The organism is Mucilaginibacter sp. 14171R-50 (genome assembly GCF_010093045.1).
Classification (GTDB): Bacteria; Bacteroidota; Bacteroidia; order Sphingobacteriales; family Sphingobacteriaceae; genus Mucilaginibacter.
Genome location: NZ_CP048115.1, coordinates 2,316,570 through 2,330,084, shown reverse-complemented (window position 1 = coordinate 2,330,084; position 13,515 = coordinate 2,316,570). Strand labels below are relative to the sequence as shown.

General features: G+C 46.0%; 6 protein-coding genes. 3 read left to right on the top strand and 3 right to left on the bottom strand.

Translation table 11 applies throughout. The annotated features are described in order from the left end of the window. Positions 1 to 78: 78 nt before the first annotated feature. Positions 79 to 3,828 carry a S8/S53 family peptidase gene (locus GWR56_RS10710; protein WP_162431238.1) on the bottom strand — a complete coding sequence of 1,250 codons (3,750 nt, stop codon included), beginning with the start codon at positions 3,826 to 3,828 and terminating at the stop codon, positions 79 to 81. Between the two features lie 411 nt (positions 3,829 to 4,239). Here GWR56_RS10710 and GWR56_RS10705 point away from each other — a divergent pair, with 411 nt between their 5' ends. Both GWR56_RS10705 and GWR56_RS10700 read left to right on the top strand, forming a co-directional pair. Further along, a complete protein-coding gene (locus GWR56_RS10705) occupies positions 4,240 to 9,300 on the top strand; it encodes a T9SS type A sorting domain-containing protein (protein WP_162431237.1) in 5,061 nt (1,686 codons plus the stop codon). Positions 9,301 to 9,312: 12 nt separating this feature from the next. Beyond that, positions 9,313 to 9,540 (top strand): hypothetical protein, encoded by a 228-nt coding sequence (locus GWR56_RS10700; RefSeq protein ID WP_162431236.1) that lies wholly within the window; start codon positions 9,313 to 9,315, stop codon positions 9,538 to 9,540. A 325-nt stretch (positions 9,541 to 9,865) separates the two neighbouring features. Here the strand turns inward: GWR56_RS10700 and GWR56_RS10695 are convergent, their stop codons facing one another. Together GWR56_RS10695 and GWR56_RS10690 are read right to left on the bottom strand one after the other, a co-directional pair. Then, complete coding sequence (locus GWR56_RS10695) at positions 9,866 to 10,483, bottom strand: DUF4136 domain-containing protein (protein WP_162431235.1); 618 nt, start codon at positions 10,481 to 10,483, stop codon at positions 9,866 to 9,868. A 97-nt stretch (positions 10,484 to 10,580) separates the two neighbouring features. Further along, a complete protein-coding gene (locus GWR56_RS10690; RefSeq protein ID WP_162431234.1) occupies positions 10,581 to 12,230 on the bottom strand; it encodes an NAD+ synthase in 1,650 nt (549 codons plus the stop codon). Between the two features lie 139 nt (positions 12,231 to 12,369). Between GWR56_RS10690 and gldB the strand changes: the two genes are divergently transcribed. Beyond that, the gene (gene gldB, locus GWR56_RS10685) at positions 12,370 to 13,419 is read left to right on the top strand and encodes a gliding motility lipoprotein GldB (RefSeq protein ID WP_238395214.1); all 1,050 of its coding nucleotides are present in this window, start codon (positions 12,370 to 12,372) and stop codon (positions 13,417 to 13,419) included. Positions 13,420 to 13,515: the final 96 nt, after the last annotated feature.

Genomic DNA, 13,515 nt, shown 5'->3' with positions numbered 1-13,515 from the left:
CCTTTAAATGTAGAACATCGGATATCCAATATCGAATAATAAAGTAAAACGTTCGATGTTGGATATCCGGTATTCATCCTACTTCGCAATAATTATCTTTTTTGAATAAACCTTATCCCCCAGTTTTATTTTGAGGATGTAAGTGCCCGGGATGCGGTTAACCGTGTTTATTGCAGTACTAAAATTACCTGCGGCAATAGTTTGTGTTGTTTGATACACGGTTTGCCCGGCGCTGTTCACGAGCGATAACTGCAGATTACCCGCCGCCTTAGCTTCAAAAAGTACATTAAAGTAAGTATTTGCCGGTACCGGGAATACTGCCAGGCCAATATCTGTACTTTTATCGGGGTGTTTGGCTACCAGCGCGTACGCAAACACATCCGACACCGTCACACAGCCGCTATCGTGTGTAACCTGTACCTGGTAGTTGCCGCTAACCAGTGGTGTGTAACTGGCATTTACAGCGCCTTCAATAACTTCTCCATTTAAAAGCCACTGGTTACCGGTTGCTATGCTTGAGTTTAATATATCGCCATTTTGCGTGATGACCGGATTGGCAACCGTGACAGCCGCACGCTGAGCAGTTGGACAACCCGGACTGCGTACCTGCATATCGTACAGGTAGTAGTAAAAGTTTTTATAATAGGTGGTATCGCTTTCGCCGGCATCGGATATGGCATCATTACCGGTGATGCTGAAAATATTACCGATCGTAAACGGATAACCTTTTACCCCGCCGTTGTTACGGTAGATGGTTGCACCGCCTTCGTACGATGGGGTGATGGTATAGTTACCGGCGGCAGGCAGCAACAGGTTAAGCGTATATACTTTACCCTGATCGGTTGGGTCGTCGGGCTGTTCGCCGGGCTGGGAAGATGAACTTGTTGCGGTAACATTCAGTGTTACCGATGATACCACTTCGCCGTTATCGTTAGTCGCCGTAAAAATGACCCGTCCGGCATTGCCCACATACAACCGCGCGCTTTCAATCATCACCGGTATTTTGGTGTTTACTTCAACGCCCGGCGTAAACTGGTTATACCCGCCCGCGCTGAACACGTTTTTGGTAGCCGGGCCAACCTTGCCGCTAAAATCATTTAAGCCCGCGTAAAAAGTGTTGTTAACCGGGGGCTGCGTTACCGATGCAGGCGAACCATACCCTACCGGGATAGCATCGGTAGCCGACTTATACCAAAGCAGTTGCCCGTCGCCGGTGCCGGATAATTCGTAGACGTTGGTATTGGTGCAGAAGTAGGCTTGCAGCCCGGTAATTTCGGGCGGGTAACCAATAGTGATAGTGCCAGTTGTTTTGTTGTTGGCGGTTATGGGGTCGCCGGGCATGGTGGTTTCGGCAGTGATGTTGTAAGTAGAGCCCGCAACCGCGTTAAATTTACCGGTAAAGGTAAAGTCGGTTTCTTCTTCGGGACTTAACGAGCCGGTGTACACCTCGGTTAATGTAGTCACTGTATTATTTGGCGAGGTAACCGTTACGGTAACCGGCACATTGCTTATGCCCGAACTGCCAAAATTCTTTAGCCTTACCGTAACTGCTACCGCCGTTGCGCAGATGGCCCCGGCCTCGGAGTTTACAATAGCTATGGCCCCCGCATCAACAGATGGTTTTAAAAATTGTATACGGTAGTCCTGCGTCTCACCCTTATTATAGGTGCCGCAGGCCGTGATAGCGTCAGGTATGGTGGTTTCATTCAACACTACACGCAGCAGGCTGATGTTGCCCGGCGTAACCGTTGCCGGTACAGCAATATTGCCTGTAACGATATTGCTGCCGGCAACAACATCAGTAGTAGCGGCCAGCTCATCAGCATCAAAAACACCGTTGCCGTTCCAGTCGGCAAATATTTTTGCGGCTTTGCTAAAATCAGCGCCGCAAGTACCTAATGTAAGGCTAAAGGGATAAATTTTACCGGCTTCCAGCTGTACGGACAAATTGGTGTTATCGGTATAGCCTGTACAGCCTGCTCCCGCTGTATAGCTGATATTCGCTAATGTAAATTTATTGATCTTTGAATCGGCCGTTAATGCCGGTGCCGAGGCGCAATAGGCGTTGCCGCCCGTTCCGGTTATAATAACCGAATAGGCCTGGCTGCCCGAGCGCAATATACCTTTGTGCGATATGTTAACGGTATATTTTTTACCAGGCACCGCATTGGCAATGTATACCTGCTCGATGTTATCCCTGATATTATCGCCGGTTGTAGCCGGTGCCGAAGGGTTGTCGGGCGTAAGCACCCAGGGATTATAAATGTTCGCGTCATCGTTTATCCGCAGGTCAAGGTCGTTCACCAGTTTTGGGGTGCGGTCGTTTATGGTTGTGCCGGCCGTTGGGGTGCCTTCGGGGTCTGTCCACGAAATGGTTACTGATAAAGGCCCCTCGCCCGATGCAACCACGTCAAAGCTTTTTGTTTGCCCTTGTGTAAGGGTGTTTTCGCTGATGATACTTTTTACGCCATTATCGGTAATGGCCTGTGCGGCACGGCGCATATCTAACAGGCCCCACCCGTAAATATAATCGGGGCCAACGTTACCTGCATCAAACGCGGTATGGCAGGCCAGGCCCTTTAGAGTGGCGGCCCGCATAAAGTTACCGTTGTTTTTTTGCGCGTAATACTCCTGTAAAAGGTATAACGACCCGGTGATATTGGGTGCCGCCATGGATGTGCCCGACAGTGTGATATACGAGCTGGTGTTTTGCGTGCCCGTAGATACAACGTTTTCGCCGTTACCCATAATATCGGGCTTGATGCGGCCATCATCTGTGGGCCCCCAGCTGCTAAAGAACGAAACGGCCACATCGGCGCGGTTAACCGGCCCGTTAGGCAAAGGGCCTACCGCGCCAACCGTAAGTATATTTTTTGCGGTCCCTGTTGTGGTGATAATATCATAACCGTTATTACTACTGATATTGGCAGGGCGCGGCCCTTTATTTACAAAAGTGGGGTTTGTGCGGCTGGCATAGCCGTAATAGGTTGACCCTATGGCCGGCCCGTTGCTCGATCTGCTGTTACCCGCCGATTCCACTATCAAATAATAGGGCGCGTTATAGGCAATCTTATCCCACGATTGCACACGAGCGTCATAAAAACCAAAATTATAATCTTCGGTATCGCCGGGCAGGCCGTACCATTCCCAGCGGCCATCACTGCTGTTGTAGTCCCAGCCGCCAACATCCCCGTACGAGTGGTTAGAAAGTAACAGGCCCGATGCCGCCGCGCTCATTTCGGATACATCGTCATCAAAATCCCAGGCCAACAGGGTTTGCGCGCCATAGGCCATGCCCTTTACCGGGGCGTATACTCCTTTGGCTATCATGGTGCCGGCCACGTGGGTAGAGTGGTCGAGCACGCCGGCGTTGTCCCTGGCGGTAATGGTTTTACCGGCAAACTCCCTGTGGGCCTTATACACCTGGCCGCCGTCCCATATACCCAGCTTATTGTTCAAAAACGTGCTGCTGCCACTCAGGTTCAGGCCTAAGGCACCGCCGGGCTGCACCGTGTTGGTGCCCGTGGTTGCTGCCGAAATAGTATTATTATGCGTGATCAAAAAAACCGGAAAGCCCAGGCTGTTTACACCTTGCAAGGCTACAAGGTTGCCGGCTTTTGTGACCCTGCGGATAGCCCAGCCCCTTGAAGGCGCCATTTGCAGGGCTTTTTGATGAGCGTTGATAAAATTTTGAGCCGACCGTAACGAAATTGAATCTAATTTTTGCTGCCGTGCAGCATTATACGGTATTTGCTGCTGGCCAAATACCTGAATGGTACAGGCAATAAACAGAAGGAAACTAAACAGTGCCGGGTATTTTTTGCCCATACATTAAAAATAGTGCATGCTAAAAATAAATGTTTTAGATAATATTTTGGCATCCTATAAATATTAAATTATCTGGCTTGGAATTTGAACTATAATTAATGACTTTAGTAAAACTCACAGGAACATTGCCCCATTCGTGCTAAAATTTCTCTTCAATTAATAAACATAAAGTTAAAATCAAAGGCAATATTCCCCAGTGTGGCGCTTTTTCCCCATTCTGTGGAATATTTACCCACTTTTACATTTTCCGAAACAGGTTTCTTTAGTTAAGGTTAAAAATCTTTTGTATTTATTTCATCGTAAATAGCCCTGATTGCCACATTACAGGTATTAAACGGCTTAAAACCCGGCGTTTGCATCATTTTTGCAACACGCGCGATATTGATAAATGTTTACCCTTTTTAATTTAAATTGAAAGCACCCATATACAAATCTGCGTTAGTATCGTTTATATTCTTATGTTTTTTTGGGCTGAGTAGTAAAGGACAAACGGTAACGATTACCGGTGCTAACAGCGTGGTGACCAATGGCATAACAGCAAGTCCAGTTGTAAGTGGACAAACCGCTGTAGTAGCCTTTGGGTTCACCGTAACCGTTACAGGGTCTGTTACCATAAATCAATTTGTACTTGGTGCGTCGCAAAATTATTTTACCAATGCCAAATTATACCGCTCTACTGCAGGTAGTAAATCGTTTGCAGGAGCTACCTTAGTTACAAACGTCGGTTCGCCGGGCACCTATATCAGCATAAGCGGCTTAAACGAAACCATAAACAATACAAACTATACGTACTTTTTTGTGGTGGATATGAATAATGTGCCGGGTTACGTAACCCTGCCTGCCAATATACAATTTAACGTAAGCCAGGCTATCAGGAGCAGCCCTTACACCAGCTATGCGGCAAGTGTAACAGGTACTAATTATTCGGTAACAAACCCTACATATACTTTAACATCGGCAAATACCGCGGGTAACGGTATTACCCAGGGCGCTATTATCGCATCGCAAAGTAACGTTGTATTGTTTGGTTTTGGGGTATCATCAAATTCAAATACTACAGTAAGCGGATTTAACATTTATAGCTCGAGCACACAGGGTTATCTGTCGGCCTACTTAGGAAACGGCAAATTATACCGTTCAGCAACAAGCACATTTTCATTCGGCACGGCAACACAGGTAACCGCAACGGTATCATTCAGTAACTATCAGCATACGCCTGGCGTTGCCATATCGGGCATTTCCGAATCAATAAGTAGCACTACCGTTTATTATTTTGTAGTAGCCGACTTTAACCAAACAGGAGGTACTTTACCTGCCGACCTGCAATTAAAGTTTCAAACAACCCAAACTAATGCTATTGTACAAACTTCTCCAAACAGCGCTAACATCGCTGCGCCTTCAAATATCACCGGTGCTACATTAAGCTTAAGCAACCCAACGTACACTATTACCGACGCAAACAGTGCGGTAAACGGTATTACACAAGGCAATTTGGTACCAAGCGAAACCGGCATCCTTTTATTTGGATTTGGCGTAAGTACTAATGCAAACAGTACCGTAACTGGCTTTAATTTAAACAATACAGGTACCAGCGTTCCGGCAAGCTATTTCAACAACGGAAAAATTTATCGTTCAACGTCAAGCATATTCTCTACGCTCACGGCAACACTTATTAATACCGCCTCGGTTAGTTTCACCTCCGGTTCAACGCCCGGCCTTACCGTTTCTGGTTTAAACGAAACATATACCGCAAACGCGGCACCGGTATATTACTTTATCGTGGGCGATTTTTATTCTGGTTATTATGGCACGGTGCCGGGTACAACCCAGTTTAAATTCGCGGCGTCGGCGTCAAACTCCATCGTACAAAGCAGCCCTACAAGTTCAAACGTTGCTGTTGCCAGCGATGTAAATGGTACAAATTTTTCGCTGGCCCTGCCCAGTGTTACCATAACCGGCTATAACAGCGCCAGTAACGGCATAACTCAAGGCGCTTTAAGCTATGGCCAAACCGGTATTGTTTTGTTTGGTTTTAAGGTTGATGTAACGGGCATTTTAACTATAAACCAAATTAATATCCCAAGTAACATCAGTACCAACGCGTATTTTACACAAGGCAAGCTTTACCGGTCTACTACGCCTTATTTTGCCGATGCGGTAAATACAGGCGCCTCGGTTAGCTTCCCGGGCACCAGTACCACCATAACCGGCTTAAGCCAAAACTTAAACAGTTTTACCGGCAACGGTTCATATTACTATTTCCTGGTGGCGGATTTTACCGCAAGTACAAGTTATAGTACTGGTAGCTTAACCTATAATTTTGTTAACGGAACAGCATCGTTAACCCAAAGTACACCTTATAAACAATACAGCAACTTAAGCACATCAAACGGTAATACCTTTACCATCGCAGCTACTTACGATTGGGTGGGCAGCAGCAGTACAAGCTTTACCGATGCGGGCAACTACAGAACACTAAACGGAGGCGGGGGCGCTGCGCCCGGTACAAACGATGTGGTACGTATTGGTGTGGTGGCTTACCAATATCCTTATAACCAACCCACTGTTAGCGCATCTAAAACAATACGCGGCATAACCTTTGGCAATAATAACACACCTGTTTTAACTATAAATACCGCGCAAACGTTAACCCTTAGCAACGGCATCACCGTAAATGCATCTTCTACAGGCACTATTACAAGCAGCGGTACCGGCAAACTGGCTTTATCAAGCGGCGCTGCTTCTTCTGTAGCCTCGGGGGCTACATTACAGTTGACAGGCAGTGCCCAGTTAAATAATGCCGGCGATATGTCTGTTGCAGGGACCTTAACGGTTGCAGGCGCGACAACAAATTCGGGTACTATTACAAATACAGGCAGCAACGGAATAACCTTTTCGACTACCGTTGCCAATACGGGTACTATCACACAGTCGGCAGCGGGTACTTTTACTACCTCGGGAACATTTACAAACAACTCGGGCGGCAGCTTAAACCTTGCCTCAGGTACAGGTACTTTTGCCGCTTTAACAAATAACGCAGGCGGTACTGTAACGTTAGGTACCGGTAATGTAACTTTTAGCGGCGCTGTCAATAACAAAAGCACTTTTAACGCCGGTGCCGGCGATATTGATATAACGGGCAACTTTACAAACACAGGGGCATTTACGGCAGGCAGCGGTAACATTAATTTCAACTCCACTACCTTCACTAACGATGTTGGCGGAACCTTTACAGGTGGCACCGGTACCATGGTTTTCAACAAGACAAACGTGCAGACGATCAATAACAACGCCGCTACCGCCTTTACTTTTAATAACGTAACCTTTAGCAATTCAAGCGGCACTACCCGTACCAAAACTTTAGGCGGTACAGGCGCCGGTTTCGGCGTTGCCAGTACCGGTAAGCTAACGCTATCGGGCAAGGTTACTTTGGCTACCGGCGGCGTATTAACGCTAAAATCAGACACCAGCGGCTCGGCAACGGTTACCGAACTTCCGTCTACTGCAAGCATCACCGGTAACGTTAATGTTGAGCGTTACATCACCGGCGGGAAAGCATACAGCCGCGGGTACCGCTTATTGTCATCAGCGGTATCGGAGTCGAGCAGCCTTGCGGTTTGGCCTAACCTAAGCTATTCGAAAACCCAATCATGGATCACCGGCACATCAGGTACCGGCGGATTTAGCAATACAACGCCGGCTAATCCATCGATATATGCCTACCGCGAAAATCTTGTTCCGGCGTATACCTCGTTCATATCGGGTAACTTCCGGGGTATCAATAAGATCAACAACACGCCGGCATACAATATTAACCTGGATGGTGAAGTAAATACATTTACCTTACCGGCAGGTAATGGCATCCTGTTTTTCTTCAGAGGCGGACCGACCACTACAGATCCAACCAGCCCGCAATCTGTTGCGCAGCCCGCAACATTTACTTCTACAGGTTATTTAAACCAGGGCGCTATAACCGTTACGCACTGGACGAATGCCGGTGGTGCCGGTAAGTTATTATATACCGATTCTATAGCAAACACGGCGGTACGCGGTTATAACCTGGTGGGCAACCCGTACGCGAGCTCGATTGACTGGGATAAATTTGGTACAGCTGCTATTGCAGGCACACATATCGATAGCACTATCCGCATATATAATCCGCGTTTAAAGGCTTATGCTACTTATATAGCGGGGCATGCGGGCGTGGGTACAAACTTTGATAACAGCGCGCTATCAAACGCGAATGTTATACCAAGCGGCCAGGCATTTTTTGTTAGGGCTACTGATAAAAACCCAACACTTACTTTTACCGAGGCAGCTAAGGTAAATACGCAATTAACTGCTTCGTCGGTATTGATGTCGGCCCCTAACCAGGCCGGCAAGTTAAATGCACAGCAATTGAACAGGCAAACACTGATGGGCACCGCCGCGGCAACAACATCCGCTGCCGCTACTATGGCAGCGCCCGCTGTTACAAAGCCGCCGGTGCAGTATCTACGTTTACAGGTTATACAGGACGATAATAATAAAGAGGAATCGCTGGTGTTTTTTAAAAGCACTGCCAAACCAACCTTTGCCAAAAACGAAGATGCAGAGTACCTGAAGGGAAATAACGTAATAAGCCTGTCAACCCGTTCGGCAGATAATAAAGAGCTGGCAATTAACGAGCTGCCTTATCCTGCTAAATCGCTTACTATACCTTTAACCGTAAAAGTACCGGCAACAGGCATATACCAGCTTAACCTTAACGAACTGAAGAACGTACCGCAATTATATTCTATCTGGCTGATGGATAAATGGAGAAAGGATTCGTTAGACATCGGCACTAATAAAACTTATAATTTTAATGCTACACTGAGCGATACGGCCACATACGGTGCTAACCGCTTTGCGCTTGTGATACGCCAGAACCCCGATTACGCACTTACCCTTTTAAAGTTTTCGGCTTCGAAAACCACGTCAGGTGCCGAACTGAGCTGGACAACCGAAAATGAAAGCGATTACACCGGCTTTGTTGTAGAACGCAGCACCGATAATGGTAAAACATGGGATGTAGTTAGCAGCCTTAAATCAACCGGCAACGGTGATTACGCCCTGACAGACAGGTTCCCGGTAATAGGTAAAAACCAATATCGCTTAAAAACAACCGATCTAAACGGAGAGATCAGCTATTCCGAGATCAGGGAACTGATGTATGCCAAACAAGGGCAAAACATAGTGGTTAGCAATATTAACATATACCCTAACCCGGTTACTACCACCGTAAATGTGGCAATACTGCCGCAGGAGGGCGCTACATCCTATACTATAACCGTAACCAGCGGCAACGGAAGCGTAGTAAGATCGGTTACTACAACAAATACCGTTTGGCAAAACAATGTGAACAACCTGTTGCCCGGCACTTATTTTGTTCAGGTGGTAAACAACGGTAATAAAACTGTGGTAGGAAATGGTAAATTTGTAAAAAATTAACAAAGAGCGATTGTGATAAGATTGAGGAAAATACTGTTTGTTTTATTTTCGTTTTTACTTTTCAGTGTAACAGCTTTTGCACAGTGCGAGGACCCGGAACCGCCAAGCGACCCGGATGCACCGTACGAACCGCCTGCCTGCGATTTACCGCTTGATACCTGGGTGTATGTTTTGCTGTTTGCCGCGGTTGCCTTTTACGCTTACCACTTGTATAAAAAACAAAAGGCACTTAGTGTTTAGTTAAAGCCCGGGTTTACTACGATAATGATTCAGGATATTTAAAAAGGGATGCAAAATTTGCATCCCTTTTTGTTTATAAGCTATCCTCATTATTTTCGGCAAGTTTAATAAAGCTTCTTAGTGGCTTAATAAGAGAGGGATAAGTATTATGAGCTGCAAAACCTGCCTATTGACAAGAATGCGTCAGTATTAAATAATTGATTATCAGGCATTCATGAATGTTCACGATGTTCACATGGCGCGAACGTGAACATAAACGTATCAAAAACAGTTATAATTTAAACAAGGGATACAAGCTTGCATCCCTTTTAATATGTGTTACTTTTTATGATTTGCGGGCGGGCGGAGCCAGTTCCAGTTGTTTCATTATCCCTTCAACAACTTTTGGGATATCGCGCATCGTTTGTTTGGGGTTATGCAATTCGCCAACGCCGTAACCGCGCCATACCACCTCCCTGGTTTTGCTGTCAATAAGGTCGATAATAATGGTACCTTCTTTATAATGCACCTTTTGTGCAAAGGTTGGGCCCCATCCGTAACCATAATACGGGCGGTACCAGCCATAACCAAAATAAGGGCGATACCAGCCGTAACCCCATCCGCCGCCATAAAAACCACCGTAATATGGCGAATAAAACTCTGTTTTAGTGCCGCGGCCGGTTACGGTTAAATAACGTACCAACAAGTCCGGGTTTTGATTCTGGAAGGTTAATCCTTTAGCAACCAGGGCTTGTCTGGCGGCTTCCTGCACCTTGCCGCTGCCAATCTCATCAAGCGGCCGCCATTGCTTATTACGGGCTTTTTGCGGGGCTGCCCAGGCAAAGGTGCGATAAGCGGACAGGTTTGTTTTGTTTGCCGCAGCGGTATAGTAATTATAACTGCTGCAGGCCGATAGCAGCGATACAAAAGCTACTGTCAGCATTAAATAGATATATTTTCTCATTGCCTTACCATTAATTTTTAAGTCTTAGACTACTATAAACGCAAAGGTTTAATCGCTTTAACAGCAAATCAAAAAATAGTAGCCGCAATTTGGTGCCCTATGTTAAATATTTACCTACAATTGGCATGCGCCTGCCCATTCCAAATGCCTTTGGCGATACCCTTAATATGGGCGGCGTTTGGTATCGTTTATGCTCGGCCAGGTTCACCAGCCTAAGCACCTTCCGCACTGTAGCTTCGTCAAAACCTTGCTTTATTATTTCTGCCGATGAGCAGCGCCGTTCAACATACTGCACCAAAATGGCATCCAGTATATCATATTCCGGCAACGAGTCGGTGTCTTTTTGGTCGGGCCTTAACTCTGCGGATGGCGGCTTCACTATGGTATTTATAGGTATTATCTCCCGTTGCCGGTTCAGGTGGCGGGCCAGTTGAAAAACCTGCGTTTTAAACACATCGCCAATAACCGAAATACCGCCGCACATGTCGCCGTAAAGCGTTCCGTAGCCTACCGCCGTTTCACTTTTGTTCGACGTATTAAGCAAAATGTACCCGAATTTGTTGCACATGGCCATCAGTAATACCGCCCGGCTGCGCGATTGTATATTCTCTTCGGCTATGTTAAACGGCAGGTTCGCAAATTGCGGATGCAGCGCGCTCTCAAATGCGTCGGTGATTTTTTCGATAGCTATGGTCTCCGATTTACAACCCAGGTTTTTTACCAGGTCTTCAGCATCCTTGAGCGAATGTTCGCTGGAGAACTTAGACGGCAGCAACACCGCTATTACATTTTCGGGGCCAAGCGCTTCGGCGGCTAACGCGCACACCACGGCCGAATCTATGCCCCCCGACAGGCCCAACGTAGCCTGTTTAAAGCCCGATTTGTAAAAGTAATCGCGTATACCCAATACCAGGCCCTGGTGTATCTGTTCTATATCACTTTCGCGCGCGGCTTTTTGGGTGGTAGGATGTTCAAAGGTTATTTCTGCGTTGTCATGCAAAGTATAATAGGCTACGTTTTCGGTAAAGTAGGGCATTTCGTCTACCGTTTTTCCCGTTTTATCAAACACTAACGATCCGCCGTCAAATATCAGTTCGGTTTGGGCACCTACATGGTTTACATAAAACAACGGCAGGTTGTAACGGCGGGCATTATCGCTTAAAATAGCAATGCGCTCCTCGTCATGGTTGTAGGCAAAAGGCGATGCCGCGATATTGATCATCACATCGGGGCTTTGCTTTATTAGCGTATCCATAGGGCGGGTAACATACAGCGGGTTCTCGATGGTGTTCCATAAGTCTTCGCATATGGTAAGCGCAATGCGTCTCCCTTTAAAATCTATACAGTTAAAGGTAGTGGATGGCTCAAAGTAGCGATACTCGTCAAAAATATCGTAGTTAGGCAAAAGCGCTTTATTTACAATGGCTTTAACTTCGCCGTTCTCTATAAAATAGGCCGAGTTATTCAGGTCCTTACCTTCGGGGTTATGGTTTGGTGTGGGCAGGCCTATTATACAGGCAATGCCGATACATTCGCCGGCAATTTTTTTTGCGGCTGCGTCGCACAAGCTTATAAACTCGTTAAATTCTAAAAAATCGCGCGCGGGGTAACCACATATACATAACTCGGAAAAAACGATCAGGTCAGCGCTGTTCTGCTTTGCGTGGCGGATGGCGTTAATGATCTTGTCAGTGTTAGATTCAAAGTTACCTATATGGTAATTAAGCTGAGCTAATGCTATTTTCATGACTTATATTGAGTAGTACGCAGTTTACAGCGAGAGTTTAACCTGGTTATTTTAGCAAGGTAACAATTCAATAATACTTCTTAACCCGCTATAAACGCCTTAATGCAAATAAAAAAATTATTTTTGCTAAAACGCCATTATGATGTCTTATTCGTGTAAAACAATACTTATTTGCATAAGTTTTTCACTTTGCGTGGTTTTTACCGCATGTAACCGCAACAAAAAGGTTGATGTAAGCAATATCCCGGTACAGGTAAAAATTGAACGCTTTGATCTTGACTTTGATGCCATGCGTACTACCCCCATGGCGCAGCAGGCGGCGTTCCTCCAAAAAAAGTATGGCAATTTTTACCAGGACTTTATTGAACGTATCTTAAAAATAGGGAGTGTGCGCGATACCGCTTATTTTAAAACCCTAAGAGCCATTTTTGCCAGCAAATCATACATGGATTTAAAACATGATGTTGATGCCGTTTACGCAAATACTAAAAAGCAAAATGCCGAGCTTACGGATGCCTTTCGCAGGTTAAAATATTATTATCCGCAAAAAAAAATACCCAGGGTATACGCGTATTGGTCTGGATTTCAAGCGCAAACTTCTATTGGCGATGACTATTTTGCCATTGGGCTAGACCTTTTCCTGGGTGCCGATTCCAGATTTTATCCGGCCCTGGTTGAAAGTTTTCCGCATTATATATCCCGCAGGTTTACGCCAGATAACATTGCACCCCGCGTAATTGAAGGTATGGCCCGTGAAGATATGTTCCCCGAAAACCCGGAGGATAAGTCGTTATTGGCAAAAATGGTGTACAATGGTAAGATCTTGTACTTTATGGACCAAACCCTGCCTGATGCGCCCGACTCCACAAAAATTGGTTATACGGCAAAGCAGTTAAAATGGTGTGAAGATTTTAAGGCCAATATTTGGGGCTTTTTTTTAGAAGAGAACCTGTTGTACGAAACTGATTATCAAAAAATACAAAAATACCTGGGCGAGGCGCCCTTTACACCCGGCCTTGGTGATAAAAACGATTCGGCGCCAAAACTTGCGGTATGGACAGGCTGGCAAATTGTACGGCAATACATGGAGAAGCACCCCGAGGTTACCCTGCAACAGCTAATGAACAATGGCGATGCCCAAAAAATACTGAACGGATCTAAATACCGGCCAAAAAATGCAGCAGAGTAAAAACGCGATACCTTAAACCTGGTTATAGATTATGCAGACGCGAGCGATCGCGTCTTTAAAAGTAAATGCATAAAAAAAGCGCCTCCAAAACTGGGG